Raw genomic sequence first — 24598 nt, 5'->3', positions numbered from 1 at the left:
GTTATGTTATACTTATTTAAGATTCTACCTTTATATATGGTACATATACTATCTTTTATAAATAATAATTCCATGGGAATCAATATGCTGTATAAACTCATGATGTCTTAATTGCGGATATGAAACAATATCAAAAAAATATGGAATTACCGTATCTTCTTCTAATTCAGACTTTAAAGCGGCAGCAATAAAAGGAGTTACTTTTATACCTTTTATTGCGATATCAACATCCGAGCCTTTTTTATATAAACCGACCGCCCGCGAACCGAACAACACAGCTTCTTCTATTTCTGAATATTTAGAAAGATACTCAATAATAGTTTTCATCTCATACTCTTTAAGACCGTAGGGCATAGCGTTAGGAATCCAATTCTGCTTCAAGTTTATTTTTTAAACAAATAAGTGCAGGCTGGAAAGATACAATAATAAAATCAATTCCATCCTCAAGCATATTCATATCGTAGGTATGACTGGTAATATTTCGAATATCAAGTGCTTTTAACCAAAGTTCTCCATCATCTATCAGCCCATCTTGAAAGGCCTGTCTAATTGCACGCTTACCATTCTGTACTTCCGTATAACCTTGTGCTTCAAGATAATCCTTCAATGTTTTCCATGAAAGTTCGAGAATAATTTCAAATGCCTGAATTAAAGCCATTCTGCAAGTTTCATAATACTTTGACCCATGAGGATTCTCACCGACATCCGTACAACGATCTTGAAACACAACAAGAGCTTTTTCAAAGTTTTGGAAGCGTTGTTTCCAACGTATAGGATTAGTCATATAATGATTTCTCCATATCTTTTGAAACTACCTGCGTAATCGATACCGCAGTCGGCGGGTAAAATAATTCTTTTCATATTCTCTATACTCTTTTTATTTCGACAAATATTTCGGAACCGAGATTCGGTATATATTTTTGCATGGAATAAAAACCGTCAAGGATTTCATTTGTTAAAAACCCGATATCCATAAGATGCTTCATATTTTTCTATATCTCGCATTTATACATCCAGTGCTAACATTTTATAAAAAGTTTTATTTATCGAATAAGTACTGCCGTAGGATTCTTTATTTTTTAATAAACCTTGATTAATATAATGACCAAAATCTTCAGTTGAAACGCCCCAAGAAATTCTTTTATAATTTATTTTTTTTGCTTCAACTATCATTGAATAATACATAAAACTCATCGGGCTTAATTTTGCAAATTCTTCTTTAGAACATAAATATTGAGTATGTATCGTTTTTGTTTTTGGAAAATAAAAAACTACAGCGCCGCCAATTATATCATCATTTAATACACATTTAAAAAAGGAAATATTATCAATAATGCATTTTTCTTTTAAGTCAATAAACTCATTTAATGAATGAACAGGGGAAACTCCATATTTTCGTAAATTTAAACTTATAAGTTCATGTAATATTTTTATTTCATTATTTGATTCTATTTCTTTACATTGCAGCTCCATCTTCAAGCAATTGTTTATATTTGTTCTTTTGCCTTGAGAAAAATTAGCAAGAATATCTTCATCATAATTTTCCAAATCAATATATGTATTCAGTTCAGAATATTGCTGATATTTTTTATAATACAAAAGATATTCCAAAAGTGCAGGAGTTTCAATAGATAAAATATCCGGTGTTATTTTTAAATAAACGGAAGTAAATCTATTTTCCGTTAAATACTGTTCAAAAACTTCAATTATTTCCAAAAGGCTATTACCTGAATAATGCTTTTTATCGATAATTATGCCGCCGTAGGTAGAACCTTTATGAGAAAAAAAACAAGCCGGATCCTTAGGATCCTTACAAGCAGGAATTACAGCAGCCAAGTTGTCCTTTTGATTAAAAATTAAAAGAGAACAATCTTCAAATCTATCCTCAGGATGGTAATTTAAAAACCTTCGGCTTTGTAAAAAAGTTCCGTTAACCGACTTATTTAAAACAAAATCATCCCAAAGCTGTTCGTATTCTTTTTCATAAGGTTCTATTTTAAACATTTTTTACTGTATTCCTAATATTCACTTATTTTCGGTATTTTAAAAACTCATAATAGTTTCGAATATAATCATCTTCGGTATAATACTCGGAAGCGAGAACCAATGCTACTGAACCGAAAGAAAAATCAGTAAGATTTCTCCAAATACCGGGAACTATCAATAAACCTTTAGACGGACTATTTAAAAAGAATTTTTTCTTATTTTTTCCATCATCTAATTCTACCGTAAAGGAACCTGCAGCTGCAATCAAAACCTGTAAAAGCTCTTTATGTGCATGCGCTCCACGTTCTTGGTTTTCGGGAACCCCGTAAAGATAATAGATACGCTTTATCTCAAATGGAACGATACTTTTATGATTGAGATGCGTTATATTATTTTGTGATGTTAAATTGATTATTTTGCAATCTGCAGTTGGGCCAATCATCTAACACTCTCGTTTTGCACTAAAATCCGGTTTTGAACACACAATCAAAACAACGGTATTTTCTGTGAAGTCAAAAACGAAAAAATTTTTTCCGCTTATATGTATACCCTTATCCGGCTCGTTTACAATGTATTCGCCCTCAGCATCTTTTTCGGCTAATTTAAATCCGCCGCACAAGGGAATTAACGCAAACTCGGAATCATTATTGTTCAGAAAAAAATACTTTTCGGTTTTATTTTGAACAGTCAATAACTTTATAGTTGAGATTATAAAGGGAACGTGTTTACCGCTTTCCAAATAGGAGAGAGAACCCCTTGTATCGGTAATTTTAGGCAATTTAATAATGTTCATGCTTTAAGTAGTAAATTATTTTATTCCGAACGGTCTTTTAACCGTATTCTTTATCATCTTAAATAATTTTTGCTTATGAGTTAATTTAATAATATTTTTTTCAGCATAAACTTTATATAAATCTATATAATCCTTATATTGAAAATTCAAATCATTACTGCAAAAAAAATCAGGGGAATCATTAAGATATTCAATTAGTTTTTCGAAAGCCCATTCACTTAAGCGTTTTTGTTTGTTTCTGCATGTTTCGGCAATAAAGTTGAATTTTATATCTTTTTCCAAACAGCTTTCCAATTCAGGAAATGTTTTTATCATATCGGCATATGTTAAATTTAAATAGTTGTCCAATATAATTTTATTTTCAGCAGTGTGGCAATAAGCATACCAATTATTGTCACCGCTGAGATTGCAATTATCTGAAAAACGCCGATACAAAACCGTAGGTTCAGGCAAAACAGCAATTTCTCCATGCATCATACAACGTATATTCAAATCATAATCATGCATGAGAATAAGGTTCGGATTAAACATTTCGGTTTTATTAAATAAACTTTTTTTAAAAGCTATTCCCGGCGAGGGAATTCTGTTTTCAATATAAAAAAGGGTGTTTAACAATTTGTATTTATCAATATAAGGAGGCTCTTGGATTTTATTTAAATAATTATTGTTTTCGTCTATTACCTGTAACTTTGAAAAAACAGTTTCTATTTTTTTATCTTTTTTAAATTCATTTATTACAAGTTCCAAATGAGCAGGAAGAAGAATATCATCACTTGCAATAAGCGTAACATATTCGGTTCGGGCTTTTTTTATTCCATCATTAAAAGTTGCTCCGGGACCCCAATTTTGAGCATGCTTAAAATAACGAATTTTCTCCGACAAGTATTTTTGAACAACAAGTTCAGTATCATCTTTTGAGCAATCGTCTATTATGATAATTTCAAAATCCTGATAGGTTTGCCTTAAAACACTTTCGATTGTTTGAGAAATATAAGCAGCTTTATTATATGTAGGAATTACTACCGTGATTTTCGTATTCATATCAAATCCTAATCCCTTCCAAATAAATCCCGCGTATATATTTTTTCTGGAACATCGGCAAGTAAAGGATCATAACGGTTTGCAATTATAACTGCACTCATTTTTTTAAATTTTTCAAGATCATTTACAACAAGACTGCCGAAAAATGTTTCCCCGTCATTTAAATTAGGTTCATATATGATAACACCAGCACCTTTTGCTTTAATACGTTTCATAATACCTTGAATTGAACTTTGGCGGAAATTATCGCTATTTGATTTCATAATAAGACGATAAACACCTATACTTATTTTCTTTTCGGAGAAAAAATCAAAAGAAACAGAATCGGAATAATCATAATATCCGGCTTTTTGCAAAATTCTATCGGCAATAAAATCTTTTCGCGTTCTATTGGACTCCACAATTGCTTGAATAAGATTTTGCGGGACATCCTGATAGTTAGCTAAAAGCTGCTTTGTATCTTTTGGAAGGCAATAACCGCCGTATCCAAACGAGGGATTATTATAAAAAGCCCCTATTCTCGGATCAAGACAAACACCGTTTATTATAGACTGAGTATTCAGTCCCTTCAGTTCTGCATAAGTATCAAGCTCATTAAAAAAGCTCACTCGCAGAGCCAGATAGGTATTTGCAAATAGCTTTACAGCTTCTGCCTCAGTAAAATCCATAAATAGTGTATCAATATTTTCTTTGAGAGCCCCTTCTTGCAATAATCTGGCAAATTCTTTAGCTGCCTCGGTAAGCCTCTTATCTTCTAAATCCGTGCCTACAATAATTCTGCTTGGATGAAGATTATCAAAAAGAGCATTACTTTCACGTAAAAACTCAGGACTGAATAAAATATTTTTGCTTCCGGTTTTTTCACGTATCGTTTTTGTAAAGCCAACCGGAATAGTAGACTTGATGACCATAACAGCATTAGGATTATAATGCATAACAAGTTTTATTACGGCTTCAACAGCACTTGTATCAAAAAAATTTTTTCGCGGATCATAATTAGTAGGTGTCGCAATTATAACAAAATCCGCATTAGAATACGCATAAGCTGCATCAAGCGTAGCTTTAAGATTAAGCGGCTTTGTTAAAAGATAATCTTCGATCTCCTTATCCTGAATAGGAGATTTTTTATTATTTATAAGATTAACCCTGTCAGGTACTATATCTACCGCATAAACTTCATTATTTTGCGAAAGGAGAACGGCAATACTCAATCCGACATAGCCGGTTCCGGCTACTGCAATATTGTACTTTGGCATATTTATTGATTTAATAAACCTTATTTAAATTCCACAACCTTATCTTTGTTTTTCGTTTGATATTCATTAAGAAACTTAAGTTGTTTATAAAAATCTACCAGATAATACGGAAAAAATAGGACCAACTTTATTATGCCTTTTATCTTTGAAAACAATGTTTTTCTATATTTAAAATTCTCTATTATATCTCTTAATTTAGAGAATAAAAAAGCTCCTTTTTTATTTGGAAACGGCAATTTTCCGGTTTTTTGAAAAATACAAACGGTTTTACGTATATCTTCCAGAGTTTCTCGGTGTTCACCTTTTATTTCTTCGGGAAGAAAATGGCGTATTTGTGTTTCGGAGTAAGGATAACAGAATTCTGGCAATTCCTTCTCTATTTTTTCAATATCTTTTAAATACTGCGGATACTTTCTAAAAACTTGTGTATTAGTTCGTGATTTTTCCGGAATAAAGATTTGTCCTTGTTTTGTATGTTCCGAATCTTTTAAGTTTAAAAATTCTTTAATTTTTGCTAAACTTTCTTCATAATTGTAAATAAGCTCTTCAAATTGAAGATGTAAGATACTATCTTTATTGTTTTCTTTTTGAGGTTTAATACTTTGTCGTCTGTTTTTATAATATTTAATCCAACCTTCTACATTCCAAGTCGGAATAAACCACTCGCCGTATATTTCCTTGTTTATAACATATAAATCACGAGGATCCCTATTGGCAATCAGAGCCTTTGAATTTTTATAATACATTAATTCTTGTGGCGTTATCTCAGTGGCACTATAAATAGAATCAGCAAGTAAATAACTTTTCCCACTTTCATAAAGAGGTGAAAATACTTTTTCAATATATTTTTGTGTCTTATCATAAAAATCATTTGGAAAATTTCCATAATATACAGTACCGAAAGGAGCATAAGCAGGCTTCCAAGGATATGGTTCATAAGCCTCGTAAGGGCGCTTACCGTATTTATAATTATAAAGCTTTTGCGCTTTTGAGAATATAGCATGTTCAGCCGGATCAAGAAAGGCATAATCATAGTCTTTATGAAAGGCTCCAAGATAATTTTCCGTAACGGAATTCACATACTCAATTGTATAATTTAAAAATTCGGGGCCGAAATTATTTTTATAATCAATATCGTTTGAAGCTTGTAGTGCATTATATAAAAAAGCTTTCACAGCCTTATCTATACCGTTACCTATTTTTAAAGCAGTTTCCAAAGCAAATATATTTTCAGTAAAAAATTTACATTCAAATTCCGCTCCACCCTTAAGAACCGAAAAGGCAGAAAATTCTTCCAAAATATTTGTAATAGCGGAACCTCCTGATTGTGCAAAACTGGAAGTACCTATAATTATCGGGGGGGGGGGGGGGGGGGGAGTCATATTATTGTCTCCTTATTTTTTGAATCAGCCGTACAAAACCGTAGGGCAACAGATACTTGATTAGTTTTCTTACCGTTAAAGATTTTTTTATATACAGTTTATCATTATCCTCAGCTATTTTGTCAAAATATTTTTCATCTTCGACTATTATGGCAAACAGCTGCTCTATATCAGATTGAACGATCGTTTGTGTAAATTCGTTTTTATCTATTGCTTTTTTTAATTCTTCAAAACATTCTTTTGTATAAAACAATGAATAATGTATAAAATAGTCGGCATGAGTATAGTTGAAGTATCGAAAATAATCATAATAAGCCTGTGCAGCAAGTAAGTTACGGTGAAATTGATTTTCTTTTGTCCATATACCGTCTTTATGTATTCTATATACGGCAACTATTTCATTTTGAAAAAAAGCTTTTCCTTTTTCTAAATGAAAAATATATCTTTCCGTATCTGCACGAAAAGAAGACTCACTATATGTTCCTATTGCATTTTTTATAATTTCGGGAATACCATTATTATACACGATATTTCTAAAAATGCTTCCGGCAGTTTGCGTTATAATAACTTTATCTTGCAATAAATCATTAAAATCAAATATAGCTTCTTTTACATTACTTTCAATAAACGGCTTTTCGGTTTTGTTCTCATACAACATCATACAATTAGAGCTATAAATTGTAAAATCTTTATGTGCATCAAGGAAATCAACTGCTTTTTGTAAAAAAAGCTCATCAGTATAATAATCGTCCGGGTCGAGCACACAAAAATATTCAGTCCGCACCCTTACTTGAGCTTTAAGAATGTTAGCAAGAAGCCGTTCGTTTTTTTCGGATAAAATTATTTCAATTCTTTCGGGATATTGCCTTTGTAGTTCTTTTATTATTTCAATTGATCCGTCTGTCGAACAATCGTCCGTTATAATAAGTTTAACACCAAAATCAGTTTTTTGGTTTAAGACGGAATTGACCGCTTCGCTTATATATTGTGAGCGGTTATATGAAGGCATTAGTACTGTGAGTTTATTCATCATTTGGTAAGTAAATATTCCTTTGGTATAGAAGTAAACTTAATATCACTTGGTAAATTGGCATATCTTGTATAAAAGACGCCTCCATAAACAAGAAAGGTTAATTCACTAAAAATTATTTTGCCATTTATTCCATATAGATCAACTCGAACAAAAGGAAATGGTTTAGATAAGATTTTAGCATAATCAATCATTTTATTAATTTCACTAGGAATAAGCGTTAAATGGGTAGGTAATACCGATAAAGTGGGTGAATTATAATCTGGGCGATAACGTAGGTTATTATCAAAATGATAAAATTTTACATCCTTATCTCTATCAAGACAAATCATTATAGCATGAAAATTTCCATTTATCATATACAACTTATAGTCAACTGGAATATTTTCCTGTCCCGCATTGAGAAATTTTTCACAAATAATTTTCTTTTTTATAAATTTATATTGTGTTTCGGCATAGAGTTTCCAATAATCCTCTTTGAGCCATTTTTTTAATTGTTTTTTCGTTTTCGAAATATCCAGCTTTGTTTTGTCTCTGCATATTATATTAAATCCTGCTCCATGATTACATTTTAAAACAAACTGATTCGGTAATTTATCAAAATCAATTTTATCAGGATTGTCCCATACGCCGATCAAATCATTTAATATTTCTGCGCAGCCCATTCGTTTTACATAATCACGCACACGATATTTATCGCAGCATTCCGTTATAAGAGGGTGTCTATAATATGTATTCAATTTAAGCCACATACATTTTTCATTTAAAGTTTGAGGATTTTTTAAGTTTAATTTTTTTCCGAGTGCTTTCTCATACAATCTTTTACTTGCATATACCGGTGCAGCAACAGAGAGAAATTTACGCCACCATACTTTATCTTTCATCAACCATCGATACAGTCTTCCTAATACAAACTTTAAGATTCGTTTTATATTTTTTTTCATAGTTTTTATTCCTTTAAGTTTACCGTGTTTATCAATCATTATTTTCCAGCTTTGTTATCCAGTCGTTAAAATGTTTACATCTATCCCGAATTGTTAAAAAATCTATTTTAGACAAAATCTTCATTCCATCAATTGGTTTATGATAAAATTGAATACATTTTATTATTCGTTTTGACGGCGCCGTATCAGTACCGCTATTTATAAGTTCAATATTATCTTCATTGTTTACAAAATCTACTAAACTATCAAATTCTTTTTTATTAATTCGATCAAAAAATTCTTCTTCTAAGATTCCAATGTTTGTAAAAAGCAATGTTTCAAATTCATGAAGCTGAATATACGGAATAAATTTAATATACGGATATTTTTCATAATAATAAGTTTTCAGTGCACTTTCAATAATTTCAATTTTTTCATATACATCAGCAGCTTGTTCAGCTTCTACCATACCAGGAAAATCAGCAGGTAAGGCATAGTAATCAAACATTGTGGTTACGATAGCTTTAGGCTTCTTTATATTTCTTAGTGTATGTTGTATATCATTATCCACCTTCACGAATTTTTGTATTCCACCTTTATAAGTTTTTCCTGTTTTTTTATCGGTTTCAGAATTAACAATTGGAGCAATACATGTATTACAATCGTATCCAAGTGCTTTATTGAGAATATTTCTTACAAAAGCAGCTTCGGTCTGCCCCTCACAAATCACATATATAGTAGTCATAATTTAAGGCTGCCCTCTCAGTATATTTTTATTCCAAAGCTGTGAAAGAGAATATTCCTCAAGCCAGTCATGTAAGGCTTCCTCATCAATCCGTTTATATATACTGCAATTATGCAATCTATCTTGATCCGCAGTAATTACATTTTTTGCATCTAAACAATCAAGCAACCTTTCCGAATGAGTGGCTAATATAATTTGACTATAACGACTCGCATCATTTACCATAGCTGCAAGAGCTTCAATCGCTCGAGGATGCAAGCCTAATTCAGGTTCATCGATAACAATAATATTCGGTAAAAGTTCCGGCGGGGTTAAAAGTAACACAGCCAAAGCCATAAAACGTATTATTCCATCAGAAAGTTGATCAACTCCTAGTATATAATCAAGTGATGATTTTTGCTTCCAATTTAATTTAATGTAATTTTGATTAAGCGGTAACGGCTCAAGCACAAAATCATCAAATTGTGGAAAAATATTTTGAATATAATACACTATCTTACGATAATACTTTTCATATACTTCTTTATTTTTCAAAAGATACAAAACCGATGCTAAATTACCGCCGTTACCGAATAAATACTTATTGTTATCAAGAAAAGAATTTGTACGTATATTTGAAGAAACTGATGTATCATGAAACTGAAATATTCTGCATTTCGAAAGTAAGCATCCGATAATTTCCGTGGCCTTGTTCATAGCTTTACCGGTAAATAGAAACGATTCTTTATGTCCCTCGTTTAAATTATAAATTTTACCATTATATTTTATACTTTCTTCAGAAAAAATAAAAGAATCCTGCACGGTTTTAACCAGTGTCATATTGTAGATATCTTTTACATTTTTATCATTCGTAAATTCAAGCGAGGCATTTATAAACGGCGTTTTTTTCGAACCGAAGTGCAAAAGATTTTCCGCTGACCCGCTTTGACCAATATAAGTTTGCAATGCTCCTGTCATCATATAATTAAGCATTCTAAAAAAAGAAATAAGATTACTCTTGCCTGAACCATTTGCACCGATTAGAATGTTTATATCACCGATTGGGATTTCCTGCGGAAAATCATACGCTATAGATTTATAACCGGCAATGGTAATTTTTGTAAGTTTGGAATAGTTTCCTTTGCTCATAGATTTAATCCTTCAAAATATATACTAATTATTCCAATCATCTCAAAACTTAATTTTATGATCACTTAAGTACATAAACCAATTCTTACGTTCATAGTTTGTTGTAACTTCAACTAATGGGGCATTATTGACTTCTTTTTTGAAAAACCATTCTTCTCTATCGCAATTATTTAAAATACTTTTTAAATATTCATTTTGTTTTACTACGTAATATATTCCGGCATATTTTCACTACCTTTGTAATTATTTTGGGGCGGCGGTAAAAAAATATTCAAAGAACATAGCAGTATGGCACTAATATACGGATAACCGGTGGAAAGCTCCGTTAATGGATAAGAAATTCCGCCCCCTCCCATGCGAGCATTTAATTCAATTAAGTAGATTTTATCACCAATAATCTTTATTTCTGTATGGCATGGACCAAAAGTAATACCGAGTTTGGTTAATAGTTCGTCAATACCGAACGCAACTTTTTTGTGCATATCGTCAGTCAAAACATTACCTTGGTGGTACTCCAATTCAATGCAATGCGGCGGTCCGCTTGAAATTTTATTGGTTATCTGTATCACATGGTGTTTTCCATTAAAAGAAAGGCTTTCAACGGAATATTCATCACCATCAGCTAAAAATTCTTCTACTAAGATCCCATCATTATTAGTAACTGATGAACATGCATAATCTAAAGCAGCTTCAACTTCATTATTGGAATAAACTACTGTAATACCTTTTTTAGCAGTACTGCGCACCGGTTTAATTATTACAGGATATTTTTTTATTTGATCTATGTCAAAATTATCGTCATCACATACAATAAAATACTTGGGAGTTTTTATAAACTGTAAATCGTTTGTATTGTTTCTAACATAAAATTTATTTGTTACATTTTTTGCAACTTCTACAGAATTACATACCAGCCCTAACCTTGAAGCAATACAGGCCGTGTCATATAATGCACTTTCAGTAGCGCAGAGTACACCTTGTATATTTTCTTTTTTGCATATATCTACTACTTTATCCGGTTCTAATACATCAGTTAAATAAAATTTATCGACTACATCTTTAGCATCAAGACAATTATTCCATGCAAAACAAATTGTTTTAATATTTAAAGCTTTTGCCCTTGTAGCGAATATGACCGCGTTTACATTAGATCCAATAATTGCAATCGTATTTTTCCACATTTTTACACACCTTTTTATAATTTTATTTCATCAAAATGTATATTCTCATGGATCAGCTTAAGTATAATCTGTTGTGCTTTAGCATAAGTCATATCGGGTTGTTCACTCCATGTAACGGCTATATATACCCCGGATTTTTTTTGAATAAAATATTTTTTTAATAGAGGCATACGCTTTAGTATATAGCGGATACAACGCCATGGAAAAAATAAAATCTTAATTAGAATATTTCTAGCTGTAATCGCGAATCTTACAATGTTATTAGACAATGTTATCAGTTTAGCTCTAGTTATAATATCCTTAATTGAAAGATTGTTAATTTTAAGTACCTCGGTAAAATACCTATACCTATCCGTTTGTATGAAATTCTTGTCTTTTGAGAAATGTAAGTATACATAGGGGAGTATTTTTTTTACAAAGTGTGCAGAGTTGATACACGTTGTACGTTCAGGATAAAATTCAAAAACTTTATTTAAAGCGCCCCAAAAATAAAGAGAAAGAGCACCAAGTCTATAATCACCACATATATTAGGCAATTTTTTTGTTACAAGATTTGCAAAATCTTCATTCCGGCAAATAGTTTTTGGGGAAGTACCGACCCAACCTATAGGAATTTCACATTGTAAGTATTGTTTTTCATATACAGTGCTTAAAGCCACCATATTGGCATCGGCTATTTCATAAGCCAAAACCCTACCGCCTTGCTTTTTGCGTATATCATCAATAAGCGAAGTATGAAACAACGAAGTTGTATACATTTGGGGTAATTCAAAATAATCTTTCTTCCCATATAAAGCTTTAAGAGCTTCTTTTTTTGAGTTACATACATAAACTTTTTGCTCTGCAGAATATACAACAGCTTTATCACCGTATTCTGCTTGACAACCATTCCAAAAAAAATAAGCTCTTCTGCTTACAATTGCTCTTATATTTTTCGTTGTTGCTATATCCGTAAGTTTATCGGCAAGAATAAAAAAATAAGGCTGTAAACCGTCATCGCCTCCAACAAATATACACCACTCACCTTTTGCGTGTGTCAAAGCCCAATCAAAATGTTCCGATGTAGTCATACGTTTTGGAGTATGTATGACTCTTATAGCATGGTGAGAAAGCGTATCAACATACTCAGCTGTACCGTCGGTCGAGCTGTCATCACTTATAATCAACTCATAATTGTTATAATCTTGACTTATAATAGATTCAATAGCTCCCGGCAAATAGTTAATAACATTATTTACCGGAATTATAATTGAATATTTAGGATTGTTTTTCATTTTCTATCCACCATCCGCATGGTAATGCTAAAAATATTCTATAAAACTCATCTACACCGGATAAAACCGGCTTATTATTAAAAATTGAATAATTATGATTCGGAAAATGAATTCCAGATATTTCGTAATCTTTAAGTTTAAAATACGAATATATTTGTTCTTTTGCCTTTGTTCTAAAACCATAAACCCAGTAATTAGGAGTACCGTCTTTATTCCCTATAGGAGTAGCTCCAAACCGTTTATTATTTTGAAAGAACTTATCCCATGTCAGTGCATTTTTTAACCGCTTGGACAAAAGCAGTTTTAAATCAGGCATTTGTTTATACCCTAGATAAGCATGTACTTCACTGAAAGAGCTCGATAAACCTGTTTTTGTTATATCATAATCGGGATTTATTTCTCCCGTATCTAAACGGAATTCACTGCGATCAATATATAAGTCTGAAGCGGCTAAGCATTCGTTATAAGTTTCTTTTTTTTCGGTAATAATGCACGCACCGTTAACTGCGTTCGGCAATCTTGCCGGATCAAAAGATGCTATTGTAAAATCTGTTCCGCAATTTCCTATATTCTTTCCTTTATAAATTCCACCGATACCATCAAGACAATCATCCAACACCGGAATACCATGTATTTTCCCTATCGCATTTATTTCATCAATATAACCGACATATCCCAAATGTTGATTATGGACTATCAATTTTGTATGTTTGGTTATCAGTTTCTCTACTGAATTGGGATCAAGGGTGCCTGTATTTGGATCTATATCGGCCCAAACAACCTTCAAACCATAAAACACAAATGGACTTGAAGAGCGCAAACAGGAAAGCGGAGAAAGTATTACCTCATCTCCGGCTTTTAAACCGAGAACTTTAATGATTATAGACTGTGCATCAAAAAAAGAAGAACAAAGAATGATATTTTTGTTTCCAATAAATTCAGCTAAGGCATCTGTAAAAAGCTTTTTATAACTACCGTTTACTAACCTTCCCGAATATATCAAAGTTTTAAATTCGGAATCTTCTAAAATATGCTCCGGCATATACGGTTTAAAAAGCGGAATCATTTACCAACCTTTTTTTATTACATCGGCAATATAATTTCTCTTTTCTTCATCAACCCACCAGCCGCATGGAATGTGAACCATTTTACTGTAAAATGAATCTAGGTTAGGCAGATTTGTTTTAGAGGCAGCAAAAATAGAATGTCTATCATTACGTAAATGAAGCGGAGACGCAGCTATCCCGTAAGACTCCATATGTTTTATAAAACCGCAACGGTTTTCAACTTTTATAGTATACAACCAATATGAAGGTTCTGATTTTTCCGTATATTCTATCATTTCTACACCATGGATATTTTTTAAAGCAGTATCATAAAAACGGCCATTCTCGATATATGAAGAAATAATTTTGTCAATATATCTCATTTGCACAATACCAATAGTTGCATTTACATTATTCATATTATATTTATAACCGCATTCGGTTATATCATTTTCAAGACGCGGTTTTTGTTTATCCAAGCCGAACCATCGTAAACATCTAGCCCGTTCCATATCAGACATGTTTTGCATAGACAAAAAACCGCCATCAACAGTTGTCATATGTTTTATCGCTTGCAGTGAAAAAATAGTATAATGAGATATATTTCCTATAAACTTATTATTATATTTACTGCCAAGCGCATGTGCAGCATCTTCAATTATGGGAATATTATATTTTTTTGAAATTTTTTGAAATTTTTCTAAATCACAAACCATACCGGCATAATCTACCAGCATGATTGCTTTTGTTCTTTCAGTTATCTTCGATTCTACAGATTCGAGATCTATAAGTCCTGTATTCTTATTTATGTCCGCCCAAACAACTTTGGCACCTGTCATTGCGATCGCAACGTTTGTCGGTTCGGCAGTTAGCGGCGTAGAAATAACTTCATCACCGGTTTGTACATTACATAATTTTAATGCAATATGCAAAGCAGCCGTACCTGAAGAACAGGCTAATGTATTAAAGTTGCCTATATAATTTCTAAATAAATTCTCAAATGTATAAACACTTTCACCTTCCGCAATATATCCGCTGTACAAAACTTTTTCAAGAGCCGGCATAAGAATATCAGCAGGAGGGATAAAGGGTTTTATTAACGGTATAGTTGTCATAATTCATCAGACCTTTAATTCTTTTTGTACATATTCAAGGCTTAGTAATAAATCTTTTAATTCTTGTATTGTAAGACGTTTTGTATTACTAGAATTATATTCCCGCTCAGAAATTTTCTCACCATATTTATCGAGATACATTGTATAATTCAAATCTCTAAAATCAGCCGGTATCCTAAAATAATCCCCCAAATCTTCGGCTTTAGTCATCTCTTCTTTAGAACAAAGGGTTTCATGCATTTTTTCTGCATGCCGTGAACCTATAATCTTTATTTCATTATCAGCCCTAAATATCTCTTTAAGTGCAATAGCGAGACTCATAATAGTAGCAGCCGGAGCCTTTTGAATAAAGGTATCTCCACCTTTACCATTTTCAAATGCATACATTACAAGTTTTATAGCTTCAGTTAACGACATCATAAAACGTGTCATCTCCCCTTCGGTAACTGTGATAGGCACTCCTTTCTTTATTTGTGAAATAAAAAGTGGGATAACCGAACCGCGCGAACACATAACATTGCCATATCGTGTAGCAGTTATAACGGTTTTGCTTTTTCGTCCTTGTGCTTCACGAGCCTTTGAAACAGCCAATTTTTCCATCAAGGCTTTTGTCATACCCATAGTATTAACAGGGTATACAGCTTTATCAGTACTTAACACGACAACATTTTCCACACCATGAGAGATAGCTGCATCCAATACATTTTTTGAACCAAGAATATTGGTTTTGATTGCTTCATAAGGATGAAACTCACATGAAGGCACCTCCTTTAAAGCTGCTGCATGAAAAATATAATTTACATCATACATAGCATGTTCTATGCTTTGATAATCCCGAATATCTCCGATAACAAAGTTCAATTTTGGATTTTTGTAATTAGTACGCATTTCATCTTGTTTTTCTTCATCACGGCTGAATATTCGAATTTCTTTTAAATCAGAATCAAGAAACTGTTTTAGAGCTTCGGTACCGAAAGAACCTGTCCCTCCTGTAATCATAAGTATCTTATCTTTATAGATATTTGCTTTAAATGCATCCATGGTATACCTCTTTTAATTTTTTATATGCCTTACGCAATAATTTATATAAATATAAGTTATACATTTTTTCTTTTATTTTATATTTAATAGTTCGGTATTCATAAGGAGTTCCGCCCATCCTTTTCCATCTTTTATAATTTGTTTCCCAAGTTTTGTTGTATAATCCATTCCAAAATTTTGGTTGTCCATATGAATGATAAATTTTAACATCTCTTATATTTTTATCATGTATTGGATGTATCGTATATTCCTTGCCAAGAGGAGTGTTCAAACTAACATCTATATTGAAGTATTGTAGCATCAAATTGATGACTGCTTGTTCAGGTAAGAATAAATAAGAGGCCAATTTTTTAGTGTATTTAATACAAAAATTGTAAATATTTTGTATATTGGAAAGATTATTGAATAGACAAAATATTCCCATACTTATTCCTTCCCTAGTAAGGTCATAATTTTCTAATACTAATTTAATATCTCCTTTGAATGATTCTGATACAAGACTTCCCTTCGATATATCCATTCTAATTCCATTTACTGTTTTAATTTTTAATTCGGATATATCATCAACTATTACCACATCATAATCACTCCAAATGACACATTCATAATCATTAAGCAACTTAAAACATTCATATTTACAAAACACCATTGGACTAAAATACTTTGTTACCACATCACCGAAATCTGTCACCTCTTTAAACGGTGATTCATACAAGATAAATCGCGTAGGAAAAATACTATTAATTAACTGTTGATCTTTTTCTAAAATTCCATCATGATAAATTACTATTTCATCTGCAAGACTTGGATTAGTATCCTTAATATTCATCACAAGACAAGCCATTGCAGGCACATCATTTGCGGTACCGCCTGTTACTATCGCTGTTTTTTTTTTCATTTTATCTTGTTCCATTTTATAATGGGTAATATAGAGCAATGTCTAACATCATCACCAAAATTAGTCCCGATTGTACCAGTAACATCAAAATTAATAAGCGGTTCATTTCCCGGATGTATAATATAGGAAACATGATGTATACCAGCGGACATTTGTGCTCTATAGCTGCCTATATTCATTAAATGATTTGGTATAGTAAATGAGAACTTACTTTTACCTAAGTTAAAAATCATCTCGGTATCCCGTACCCATGTTGTAAATACTGATTGATTACTGCTGTTTATAATTGAAATACCAAAATTCATTAATGGATTTATCTCTTGTATTTCCGCTTCAATTACCAATCGGATGTTCTCATCATCTCTGGTAAATGATTGAATTTTTTTATTTTCCTTATTAAGAATATATATTTTTTCCGGTTTAAAAAAAACATTACTTATATCACCAGTATTTATCCACTCGCCTTTTTTATTTTCGATTAGGTTAATATTTTGATACTTTTTTATCGCTTCATCAATACTAGCACTTTGAAATTTAATTTTTCCATCTTCTAGTATTATTCCTTTATTACACAAACTCTTGACAGATGCCATATTATGGCTTACAAACAATACCGTTCTGCCTTGTCCCGCGCTTAACTCATTCATCTTTCCCAAGGCTTTTTTCTGGAATTCGGCATCACCTACAGCCAGCACTTCATCAGCAATAAGAATTTCGGAATCCAAATGGGCAGCAACAGCAAAGGCAAGCCGCACATACATTCCGCTTGAATAGCGTTTTACCGGAGTATCTATGTGTTTCTTGATTCCGCTGAAGTCGATAATCTCTTCTATTTTGCGATCTACCTCCTTTTTTTTCATACCTAGGATGGCACCATTAAGATAGATATTCTCACGACCAGTCAATTCTCCATGAAATCCAGTCCCAACTTCCAAAAGGCTAGCGACCCTGCCACGTATTTTAACACAGCCTTCAGTCGGAGCCGTTATTCTGCTTAAAATTTTTAATAGTGTGGATTTTCCAGCACCGTTTTTTCCAATTATTCCAACCCTGTCGCCTTGTTTAATTTCAAAGTTTAAATCTTTTAATGCCCAAAAACCGTCATCAGTTCCATCATACTTATGTTCACCGATTTTTGAGTGCGGGTCTGGTTTACCTCGTTTGAGTGCGATCCACGTTTGAATATCTCGAAACAATGTGCCGTTATTTATAACTCCGAGCCTGTAATATTTTGAAAGGTTTTCAGCTTTTATTGCTATATCACTCATGTTATTTTCCCGTTAGCGAATTTCCATTTTTTACTTTAATTCTATATCCACATAAATCATACCGATAACTTACGTAGTTACTATCATTTTTAAATTTCTAAACCAATCGAGCGGAAAGATAGTTAAATGTTTAATGAGTAAGTTGTGTATAATCCTGAATTATATCTTTTTTTATTAAAAATTCCATATATACTCTTAGTTCAGTCTTGTATGTTAGAATTCTATGAATCACACACATCAAATCAAAGCGTTGTTAAAATTTAAAAGAATTAAATAACATCCACAAAAGTCCTCTCGTTGCGGTTAAACAGCACAAGACCCAAAAACATAAACACAATTGTTTCTGCAATACTGATAATAATCATCAATGAAGGAACGTTACCAGCACCGTAAAACCATATACGAAATAACTCTATAGGAGCACTCATGGGGTTTATATAAAAGACCCACCAAAACCTTTGCGGTGCTTCGGACAATGGATAGACAATCGGCGTTGCATACATTGCAAGTGAAAGACCAAATCCCAAAAGTTGATTTAAATCTCTGTACTTCGTTGTCAATGCCGATATAATCATTCCAAAACCAGTTCCAACAGTTCCCACCCAAATAACGAGTAATGGCAGTGCAGCAATCCACCACGACGGCTGTATAGGTGCTTTTATAACAATGTAGTACACATAAAAAATCATAAGGGTTACAAACTGAATACCTAGTTTTATCATGTGCCCAACAGTTGTAGAAATAGGTACCGTCAAACGCGGAAAATACACCTTACCAAAAATACCAGAATTAGCGGCAAAGCAGCCCGCTGCACTATTAAGGCATGCAGTAAAATATGTCCACAACATAGTGCCGGCAAAATAAAAAAGCAGATACGGAACACCGTCTGTTCCTATTTGTGCAAGACTTCCAAACACAAATGTATACATAACCGTAGTCACCAAAGGCTGTACAATGTACCACAAGGGCCCCAAAATTGTCTGCTTATACTGTGTAACAAAATCTCTCTTTATAAAAAGAGCTATCAGATCCCTATATCTTATTACTTCACGGATGGGTATATCCAAAAGCTTACGCTTTGGTTCTATAATTAAATCCCAAGATTCTTCCGTCTTTGCAATAGCCATAAAAATTGTTCCTTAAAAATTATTCAAAATATTCCCATGCAGGCATGATTTCTATTCCGTATTATATGCCAATACCATCGACATATTTATGCCATTACAAATGGCATATGCTTATACACCTATTTTTACTTCAATGGAGTATTTTTCTTATTTAATAACTCATTCCGATAAAAATAGGATTTAGAATTAATAAATTCATTTAACTGTTTTTCACCATATTGTTCAAGTAAAGTCGGTTTATTTGAAAATAACGACATCCCAATTCCTAAACCATCACCATCATATTCAATTCCCAAAGCTTCAACTATTGTGGGAAAAAAATCAAAAGTTGCAAAAGCTCTATTTTTGCTAAAAGCAGCTTTTTTTTCGGTATTTATGAATACATTATAAGCATGTCTCTCATAATGGGATTTGTTCTGAGTATATAAATCACCGCCCATATAAAGATGATCACCTAAAATAATTATAACAGTATCATCATAAAATTTTTGCTCTTTAATCCAGTCAAGAAAATTTGCTACTCTTTTTGAGGTACATGCAAACACATTATGAATCTGATTTATATACTTTTTTTCACAATCCTCATCCATATATCCTCCTGTAGAATGAGTATCTTCTAAAAATACAGAAAACATAAATGGTTTATCATCATTACTAAGCTCTATTAACTCTTCTTTTGAATATTCAATTATTTTTTTATCTTCTATTCCCACCACACAAAATAATCTCTTGATACTTTACCACTTTGACGATAATAATTTAAGTCCTTTATCTTAAAATTACCATGCGTTTTCAACAAAGCACGCAAACCTCCAAATTCTGCATCAGCTCCCATTACAAAAGACAATACATAACCGTTATCTTTTAATAAATCTCCTAATCCATACGCACCATTAAAAAAATGCGTAGTATTTTCATAACTATTTACACCTATTGGAAGCGTAAGCGGAATACCTAAATGCGTACAACAGAGAGAAGCCATTGACCATACCAATGAACAACCTAAAACAAAGTATACAATTATATAACCAACCTCTTCCCTACCATATCAATATTCTCCTTCAAAGCAGGGTTTGTAATATCCTCATAAATCAGTACATCGGCTAAATAAGGAAAATCCGATTCGGCTATTTCGTCAATCAAATCACCGAGCGAATAAGGTGAAAAAAAAACAACATTTTTCAATGCTATATCTATATCGCTTCTTTCCGTATTAGTACCCATTGCACGGGAACCGAAAACTATTCCCTCTCCGCTTTTAATGTATTTTTGTAAAATACCGGTCAATATTTTTTCTTGAGCTTCCGTTAATCCAAACTTCATAAAAGATACCGATCTTTATAGCAGCCCTACTACACTTCAGTCTTAAAATAATTGTAAACTTTCAACAGTTCAGGATAAAAAGACTCTTTTATGTTTTTTAATATTTCAGGAAGTTTTAAAGAATCATAGGTATAACTCATAAGATTTCTACTGTTTGTCATTTCAATCCAAACATCAATATTATCTATGTATTTACTCTTATAAGCATCCTTAAAAACATACTTAGGCGATATTCTTTCAAAACTAATTCCGTCAAACTCCATCTTATCCTTTAGAGTTTTCCATGCGAGCTCAAAAGTATATTCAAACCGCTGTACAATACCTTCTTGAACAATGACCTCATATTCGGATAAGTCATCTTTCGATTCGACAATTTCTTTTAAGAGTAAAAAAGCTTTTTCAAAATTTTGGAATCGCTGTTTCCAGCGGATATTTTGGGTATTGATCATAGAATAAATTTTATAAAGTATTTACCTAATTATTTTTAATACGGTTTTTGCAAAATCATAAAAAACATTTAAATTTTTTGTTATAATTGCATATACAATATCCATATCAAGAGAATCATACTCGTGTACGGCAATATTTCTAAAACCGATAGACTTGGCAAGGCTTAAGGCCAGATTTTTATCAATCATATCTTTTTCTGAAAGAATCAAAAAAACCTCTGCCATTGTCGAGGCTTTTTCGTTAAGCTCCTCTGCCAAAATATGAGAAGCTATGTCTACAGAAATCTGAACTGCCCTTTGAAGATTTAGACACACAAGATCTTGCTTATCAAAATCTGTTTTCAGTATTTCAACACTTGGCGGAGTGTGCAGCTTTATTCTTTCCAAACAGCGTTCAAGGGACTGAAGTTTTTCACTAATTACCTTTTTATCTACAGCCATTTTTAACCTGCCTCGTTGATTAACGAGCAAAGGCTTTTTCGATAATATATTTTTGACTGCGCTTATAGAGCGGGTAATAATCCTCATACCAATATAAGGCAGTCATAAAATTTTTATGAAAAAAGCTCCGCCCCTCATTTTCGTGCTTTTTTATACAAAGGCCTTCGGTAAAAACCTTATAATGAATCAAACCCTTAATTTTCCGTATATCCACAAGATCAATTTCTTTTTTTAAAAGAATTGAAAGCTCCAATTGAAGACTCAACCTAGCATCAAGATTCATAACGTCACTCATAGCAACAGCAATATCCACATCGCTTGTTTCAGCTTCAGTTCCTCTAGTATATGAGCCGTAAATAATTGCAAGAATAATCTCAGGTTTTGAGTCAAAAAAGTTTTTAAGCTTTTCTTGAATATCTTTATTCATATAAATCTTCATTATAAACTCAGTCTTTAATTAAACCATCAGCTTTTTTTATAAGAGGCTGATACAAGGTAAAGGAGTTTCAATCAAGAGGTCTATATCTCCTCCTTTTTTATTGTCATCAGCACGGGAGCCGAAAAGAATTATCTTAAAAACTTCAGAAAAATTATTACAAATAGTATTTACTATAATACTCTTCGAAAGTTCATCTAAACGCATAACTACTCTATATTATTTATTCGTGCGGAGGGTTTAATACCCCGACGCTCTGCGTCGTAACAAAGGGTATTAAAGCCGACTGCAACCTCCTTATGAGAACAACATACCCCGATGCTCTGCGTCGGGGTTGTTGATTTAAAAAAAATCTCTACAGTCAGCTTGAAAAGGTTTTATACATAAAAAAAAGCTCTTTTTTTTCAAAAGAGCATAGAAAACCATTGCTTTTTTATAATTTTTATAAAAAAGCTCATCTTAAAACAAATGACCAGCTGCCTGCAAAAGATCGCCGAAACAGATTCCAATGCCGGAAAAACTTCAATACGCCGTGATAATACAATAAAAAAGAAAGATTTTCAATAGGTTACACTGAAAAAACAGCCTTAGTCTGCATCATAAACCGTTTTATGCAGTTCTATTATTTTTCTGTGCAAAAAATGATCTACAGCATCTTTTTCAGCCATACCTAAGGGTTCTCCATTATTTCCCGTTATAGGAATGGCATAGATATCTTTTTCGGTATAAAGCTCATATAGTTCTTTAAGGCCTGTTTTTTCGGAGCAAACAATATCAGCCGGCTGCATTATGTCCATAGCAAAAACACAATCATAAATAGCTGTCATTGTCAATGTTTCTTTTAAATGATCCAGACTTATCATACCGGCAAGACCGCCGTCACTATTTTTAACGGCATAATTTAAATTAGGACTGCGGCTAAAGGAATCTATTATAGCACTTAAGGGAACATTTTCAGAAATAACGGCAGGAGAATCTGGAGAACAAATTGTTTTTCCGTTCAAGACAACATCCCCTACCGATAATGTTTCCATCAAATCCTCTTCGGTAACATCAAGCCCGCACTCCCCGGATTTCTTTACTCCGTATTTTACAAAAATAGGGCCGACCAGTTGTACTATAAAGGTCGTTGCCGTAACTATAAGCAGGACTGTAGGCCCGATCGTATCGGAAAAATCATGGCCGGCCGAAATTGAAAGACCGATTGCAACCCCGGCCTGGCTTAACAAACAAAACGGCAAGTATTTCTTTACAGTTTCAGGCGCCTTTGTAAGAATGGAACCTAAAATAGCACCTATTGTCTTTCCGCATGTGCGTAAAATAACATATAAAAGAGCCAAAAGTCCGATAAAGGGAGTTACATTCCAAATGTTCAATTTAGCCCCGACCAAAACAAAAAAAAGTACATAAATAGGAGGGGTAAAATTTTCTACTAAGGTAAAAGTGGAACGGGTTTTTGCAGGAGCAAAATTAACCATAAAAAAGCCTAAAGCCATTGCAGCTAAGATAGTATCCAGATTAAGAAGATAAGCAATACCTGTAGAAAGAAGAAGGCAGCCCAATGAAAAGCCTAAAATTCTGCCTGAATCAGTCATCATATTTCTTATAATCAAACTTAACAAAAAGCCTATTATACTTCCCAAACAGATAGAGCCAAAAATATTATAAAGAAGCAAAAGAATCTGTTTTCCGAAACTCGCCGTTTGAGCTCCCAAAAGAGAAGCCGCTATTGAAGAAGCAAAGGCATATAACACAAGAGCTACGGCATCATCCATGGCAACAATACCTAGAACCGTCGTTGTTAATGGGCCTCTGGTTCTGTTTTCGCGTAGAACATCCGTAGTTGCCGCAGGAGCCGTTGCAGAAGATATTGAACCTAAAATCAAGCCTAAAGAAATTGATGCTGCAAAATCCCTTGTAACAAAGTATGCAACAAGGGAAACTACGATAGAGACAGTTATAAAAGGAACTATGGACTCAAAAAACAAGATACCGACAAACTGGGTTCCGTACTTTTTGATTACCTTTGTTTTTAACTCCCCTCCGATTAAAAACCCGATAAGAGCTAAAGCTATACTCGATAATGGATCCAAGGCAGTAATTATTTGTGCCGACAAAATCTGAAAACCGGACTGCCCTATTATTATGCCGATTACAATATAACCTACAACCTGAGGAATCTTTAGTTTTTTAAAAACAGTTCCTCCAAGGGCACCTAAAAGCAATATTATGCCTAAAAGTAAAATAAGATTTGTATTTTCAAGCCGTGAAAAGTGCATAAAAGCGGGAAGGAATTCAGCCAATTTATTCATAATTATAAATATTATCCCTTTCAAAAAAAAATGTAAATAAGATAACGGAAGAAAAGCTCGATTTTTTTAATATTTGTTTTTTCTCGGATAAATTTAATTAAAACTTTTCGCTAAATTGACACGGACTTAAAAAGAGTGTAAAATCCTTCTATGACACTGTATGAATATTATATCGTTTACCCTGACGGAGAAAAGCAAGAAATCGGGGGGCCCGTATCTATAGGAACCTTTTTAGACATAAATGGAAACGAACTGCCTCAAAGACTACCTACAAATAAGATGATAGTTTATCAGGTACAAAGTAAACGCACTATCGAAAACCGTGGGATAGTCCAAATTATTTATGTTGTAGAGCAGCTTGATGCCCAAGAGCTTTTAGACTATGTTTAAAAACCGAAAACCA

At 32.7% G+C, this 24598-nt stretch carries 29 protein-coding genes; 1 reads left to right on the top strand and 28 read right to left on the bottom strand.

Annotated elements, in window-relative coordinates; genetic code table 11:
• Window positions 1-48: 48 nt before the first annotated feature.
• The 28 genes from E4N80_RS03855 to E4N80_RS03720 form a co-directional block, all read right to left on the bottom strand.
• Window positions 49-381 (bottom strand): nucleotidyltransferase family protein, encoded by a 333-nt coding sequence (locus E4N80_RS03855; RefSeq protein WP_253700562.1) that lies wholly within the window; start codon window positions 379-381, stop codon window positions 49-51.
• A complete protein-coding gene (locus E4N80_RS03850) occupies window positions 359-784 on the bottom strand; it encodes an HI0074 family nucleotidyltransferase substrate-binding subunit (RefSeq protein WP_253700561.1) in 426 nt (141 codons plus the stop codon). Before E4N80_RS03850 ends, E4N80_RS03855 begins: the two co-directional genes overlap by 23 nt.
• Window positions 785-1005: 221 nt before the next feature.
• A complete protein-coding gene (locus E4N80_RS03845) occupies window positions 1006-2004 on the bottom strand; it encodes a GNAT family N-acetyltransferase (RefSeq protein ID WP_253700560.1) in 999 nt (332 codons plus the stop codon).
• Window positions 2005-2029: 25 nt separating this feature from the next.
• Window positions 2030-2428, bottom strand: a complete 399-nt coding sequence (locus tag E4N80_RS03840; RefSeq protein ID WP_253700559.1) for a sugar 3,4-ketoisomerase — start codon at window positions 2426-2428, stop codon at window positions 2030-2032.
• Window positions 2429-2779, bottom strand: coding sequence for a WxcM-like domain-containing protein (locus E4N80_RS03835; protein WP_253700558.1), 351 nt, complete (start codon window positions 2777-2779; stop codon window positions 2429-2431).
• A gap of 15 nt (window positions 2780-2794) precedes the next feature.
• Window positions 2795-3820: a glycosyltransferase gene (locus E4N80_RS03830; protein WP_253700557.1), complete on the bottom strand. Its 1026-nt coding sequence runs from the start codon at window positions 3818-3820 to the stop codon at window positions 2795-2797.
• Window positions 3821-3828: 8 nt separating this feature from the next.
• Window positions 3829-5076, bottom strand: coding sequence for a nucleotide sugar dehydrogenase (locus E4N80_RS03825; protein WP_253700556.1), 1248 nt, complete (start codon window positions 5074-5076; stop codon window positions 3829-3831).
• Window positions 5077-5096: 20 nt separating this feature from the next.
• Window positions 5097-6458 carry a sulfotransferase family protein gene (locus E4N80_RS03820; protein ID WP_366797178.1) on the bottom strand — a complete coding sequence of 454 codons (1362 nt, stop codon included), beginning with the start codon at window positions 6456-6458 and terminating at the stop codon, window positions 5097-5099.
• A gap of 1 nt (window position 6459) precedes the next feature.
• The gene (locus E4N80_RS03815) at window positions 6460-7491 is read right to left on the bottom strand and encodes a glycosyltransferase family 2 protein (protein WP_253700554.1); all 1032 of its coding nucleotides are present in this window, start codon (window positions 7489-7491) and stop codon (window positions 6460-6462) included.
• A complete protein-coding gene (locus tag E4N80_RS03810; RefSeq protein WP_253700553.1) occupies window positions 7488-8471 on the bottom strand; it encodes an ATP-grasp fold amidoligase family protein in 984 nt (327 codons plus the stop codon). The genes E4N80_RS03815 and E4N80_RS03810 overlap by 4 nt, the downstream gene beginning before the upstream one ends.
• Window positions 8464-9156 carry a DUF4276 family protein gene (locus E4N80_RS03805; protein WP_253700552.1) on the bottom strand — a complete coding sequence of 231 codons (693 nt, stop codon included), beginning with the start codon at window positions 9154-9156 and terminating at the stop codon, window positions 8464-8466. Before E4N80_RS03805 ends, E4N80_RS03810 begins: the two co-directional genes overlap by 8 nt.
• A 3-nt stretch (window positions 9157-9159) precedes the next feature.
• Window positions 9160-10284 carry an AAA family ATPase gene (locus E4N80_RS03800; RefSeq protein WP_253700551.1) on the bottom strand — a complete coding sequence of 375 codons (1125 nt, stop codon included), beginning with the start codon at window positions 10282-10284 and terminating at the stop codon, window positions 9160-9162.
• A 203-nt stretch (window positions 10285-10487) separates the two neighbouring features.
• Entirely contained in the window at window positions 10488-11465 is a 978-nt protein-coding gene (locus tag E4N80_RS03795; RefSeq protein WP_253700550.1) for an ATP-grasp domain-containing protein, read from the bottom strand.
• Between the two features lie 14 nt (window positions 11466-11479).
• Window positions 11480-12739: a glycosyltransferase family 2 protein gene (locus tag E4N80_RS03790; protein WP_253700549.1), complete on the bottom strand. Its 1260-nt coding sequence runs from the start codon at window positions 12737-12739 to the stop codon at window positions 11480-11482.
• Window positions 12723-13805: an aminotransferase class V-fold PLP-dependent enzyme gene (locus tag E4N80_RS03785; protein WP_253700548.1), complete on the bottom strand. Its 1083-nt coding sequence runs from the start codon at window positions 13803-13805 to the stop codon at window positions 12723-12725. The genes E4N80_RS03790 and E4N80_RS03785 overlap by 17 nt, the downstream gene beginning before the upstream one ends.
• Window positions 13806-14900, bottom strand: a complete 1095-nt coding sequence (locus E4N80_RS03780) for a DegT/DnrJ/EryC1/StrS family aminotransferase (RefSeq protein ID WP_253700547.1) — start codon at window positions 14898-14900, stop codon at window positions 13806-13808. It lies immediately after the preceding gene.
• A gap of 6 nt (window positions 14901-14906) precedes the next feature.
• The gene (locus tag E4N80_RS03775) at window positions 14907-15941 is read right to left on the bottom strand and encodes a polysaccharide biosynthesis protein (protein ID WP_301338672.1); all 1035 of its coding nucleotides are present in this window, start codon (window positions 15939-15941) and stop codon (window positions 14907-14909) included.
• On the bottom strand, window positions 15928-16854 hold the full coding sequence (locus tag E4N80_RS03770) for a glycosyltransferase (RefSeq protein WP_253700546.1): 927 nt from the start codon (window positions 16852-16854) through the stop codon (window positions 15928-15930). The genes E4N80_RS03775 and E4N80_RS03770 overlap by 14 nt, the downstream gene beginning before the upstream one ends.
• Window positions 16836-18107, bottom strand: coding sequence for an ABC transporter ATP-binding protein (locus tag E4N80_RS03765; protein WP_253700545.1), 1272 nt, complete (start codon window positions 18105-18107; stop codon window positions 16836-16838). Before E4N80_RS03765 ends, E4N80_RS03770 begins: the two co-directional genes overlap by 19 nt.
• A gap of 269 nt (window positions 18108-18376) precedes the next feature.
• The gene (locus E4N80_RS03760) at window positions 18377-19228 is read right to left on the bottom strand and encodes an ABC transporter permease (protein ID WP_366797283.1); all 852 of its coding nucleotides are present in this window, start codon (window positions 19226-19228) and stop codon (window positions 18377-18379) included.
• Window positions 19229-19359: 131 nt separating this feature from the next.
• On the bottom strand, window positions 19360-19947 hold the full coding sequence (locus E4N80_RS03755; protein WP_253700543.1) for a sulfatase-like hydrolase/transferase: 588 nt from the start codon (window positions 19945-19947) through the stop codon (window positions 19360-19362).
• The gene (locus tag E4N80_RS03750) at window positions 19938-20228 is read right to left on the bottom strand and encodes a hypothetical protein (protein ID WP_253700542.1); all 291 of its coding nucleotides are present in this window, start codon (window positions 20226-20228) and stop codon (window positions 19938-19940) included. The genes E4N80_RS03755 and E4N80_RS03750 overlap by 10 nt, the downstream gene beginning before the upstream one ends.
• Window positions 20229-20254: 26 nt before the next feature.
• Window positions 20255-20557: a nucleotidyltransferase domain-containing protein gene (locus E4N80_RS03745; protein ID WP_253700541.1), complete on the bottom strand. Its 303-nt coding sequence runs from the start codon at window positions 20555-20557 to the stop codon at window positions 20255-20257.
• Between the two features lie 29 nt (window positions 20558-20586).
• Window positions 20587-21006 (bottom strand): nucleotidyltransferase substrate binding protein, encoded by a 420-nt coding sequence (locus E4N80_RS03740; protein ID WP_253700540.1) that lies wholly within the window; start codon window positions 21004-21006, stop codon window positions 20587-20589.
• Between the two features lie 21 nt (window positions 21007-21027).
• The gene (gene hepT, locus E4N80_RS03735; protein WP_253700539.1) at window positions 21028-21447 is read right to left on the bottom strand and encodes a type VII toxin-antitoxin system HepT family RNase toxin; all 420 of its coding nucleotides are present in this window, start codon (window positions 21445-21447) and stop codon (window positions 21028-21030) included.
• Between the two features lie 19 nt (window positions 21448-21466).
• Complete coding sequence (gene mntA / locus E4N80_RS03730; protein WP_253700538.1) at window positions 21467-21874, bottom strand: type VII toxin-antitoxin system MntA family adenylyltransferase antitoxin; 408 nt, start codon at window positions 21872-21874, stop codon at window positions 21467-21469.
• A gap of 48 nt (window positions 21875-21922) precedes the next feature.
• On the bottom strand, window positions 21923-22090 hold the full coding sequence (locus E4N80_RS03725) for a nucleotidyltransferase domain-containing protein (RefSeq protein ID WP_253700537.1): 168 nt from the start codon (window positions 22088-22090) through the stop codon (window positions 21923-21925).
• 380 nt (window positions 22091-22470) lie between these two features.
• On the bottom strand, window positions 22471-24195 hold the full coding sequence (locus E4N80_RS03720; protein ID WP_253700536.1) for a cation:proton antiporter domain-containing protein: 1725 nt from the start codon (window positions 24193-24195) through the stop codon (window positions 22471-22473).
• A 150-nt stretch (window positions 24196-24345) separates the two neighbouring features.
• On the opposite strand from E4N80_RS03720, the gene E4N80_RS03715 reads away from it, so the two are divergent.
• Entirely contained in the window at window positions 24346-24585 is a 240-nt protein-coding gene (locus E4N80_RS03715) for a hypothetical protein (RefSeq protein ID WP_253700535.1), read from the top strand.
• Window positions 24586-24598: the final 13 nt, after the last annotated feature.

The sequence above is a fragment of the Treponema denticola genome (assembly GCF_024181605.1).
GTDB classification, from domain to species: domain Bacteria; phylum Spirochaetota; class Spirochaetia; order Treponematales; family Treponemataceae; genus Treponema_B; species Treponema_B denticola_B.
This window is presented reverse-complemented; position numbering and strand designations above follow the sequence as displayed.

Coding starts and splice junctions, on each gene's coding strand:
- E4N80_RS03850 (WP_253700561.1), bottom strand. CDS start 784: ATGACTAATCCTATACGTTGGAAACAACGCTTCCAAAACTTTGAAAAA.
- E4N80_RS03845 (WP_253700560.1), bottom strand. CDS start 2,004: ATGTTTAAAATAGAACCTTATGAAAAAGAATACGAACAGCTTTGGGAT.
- E4N80_RS03840 (WP_253700559.1), bottom strand. CDS start 2,428: ATGATTGGCCCAACTGCAGATTGCAAAATAATCAATTTAACATCACAA.
- E4N80_RS03835 (WP_253700558.1), bottom strand. CDS start 2,779: ATGAACATTATTAAATTGCCTAAAATTACCGATACAAGGGGTTCTCTC.
- E4N80_RS03830 (WP_253700557.1), bottom strand. CDS start 3,820: ATGAATACGAAAATCACGGTAGTAATTCCTACATATAATAAAGCTGCT.
- E4N80_RS03825 (WP_253700556.1), bottom strand. CDS start 5,076: ATGCCAAAGTACAATATTGCAGTAGCCGGAACCGGCTATGTCGGATTG.
- E4N80_RS03820 (WP_366797178.1), bottom strand. CDS start 6,458: ATGACTCCCCCCCCCCCCCCCCCCCCGATAATTATAGGTACTTCCAGT.
- E4N80_RS03815 (WP_253700554.1), bottom strand. CDS start 7,491: ATGATGAATAAACTCACAGTACTAATGCCTTCATATAACCGCTCACAA.
- E4N80_RS03810 (WP_253700553.1), bottom strand. CDS start 8,471: ATGATTGATAAACACGGTAAACTTAAAGGAATAAAAACTATGAAAAAA.
- E4N80_RS03805 (WP_253700552.1), bottom strand. CDS start 9,156: ATGACTACTATATATGTGATTTGTGAGGGGCAGACCGAAGCTGCTTTT.
- E4N80_RS03800 (WP_253700551.1), bottom strand. CDS start 10,284: ATGAGCAAAGGAAACTATTCCAAACTTACAAAAATTACCATTGCCGGT.
- E4N80_RS03795 (WP_253700550.1), bottom strand. CDS start 11,465: ATGTGGAAAAATACGATTGCAATTATTGGATCTAATGTAAACGCGGTC.
- E4N80_RS03790 (WP_253700549.1), bottom strand. CDS start 12,739: ATGAAAAACAATCCTAAATATTCAATTATAATTCCGGTAAATAATGTT.
- E4N80_RS03785 (WP_253700548.1), bottom strand. CDS start 13,805: ATGATTCCGCTTTTTAAACCGTATATGCCGGAGCATATTTTAGAAGAT.
- E4N80_RS03780 (WP_253700547.1), bottom strand. CDS start 14,900: ATGACAACTATACCGTTAATAAAACCCTTTATCCCTCCTGCTGATATT.
- E4N80_RS03775 (WP_301338672.1), bottom strand. CDS start 15,941: ATGGATGCATTTAAAGCAAATATCTATAAAGATAAGATACTTATGATT.
- E4N80_RS03770 (WP_253700546.1), bottom strand. CDS start 16,854: ATGGAACAAGATAAAATGAAAAAAAAAACAGCGATAGTAACAGGCGGT.
- E4N80_RS03765 (WP_253700545.1), bottom strand. CDS start 18,107: ATGAGTGATATAGCAATAAAAGCTGAAAACCTTTCAAAATATTACAGG.
- E4N80_RS03745 (WP_253700541.1), bottom strand. CDS start 20,557: ATGAAGTTTGGATTAACGGAAGCTCAAGAAAAAATATTGACCGGTATT.
- E4N80_RS03740 (WP_253700540.1), bottom strand. CDS start 21,006: ATGATCAATACCCAAAATATCCGCTGGAAACAGCGATTCCAAAATTTT.
- hepT (WP_253700539.1), bottom strand. CDS start 21,447: ATGGCTGTAGATAAAAAGGTAATTAGTGAAAAACTTCAGTCCCTTGAA.
- mntA (WP_253700538.1), bottom strand. CDS start 21,874: ATGAATAAAGATATTCAAGAAAAGCTTAAAAACTTTTTTGACTCAAAA.
- E4N80_RS03725 (WP_253700537.1), bottom strand. CDS start 22,090: ATGCGTTTAGATGAACTTTCGAAGAGTATTATAGTAAATACTATTTGT.
- E4N80_RS03720 (WP_253700536.1), bottom strand. CDS start 24,195: ATGAATAAATTGGCTGAATTCCTTCCCGCTTTTATGCACTTTTCACGG.
- E4N80_RS03715 (WP_253700535.1), top strand. CDS start 24,346: ATGACACTGTATGAATATTATATCGTTTACCCTGACGGAGAAAAGCAA.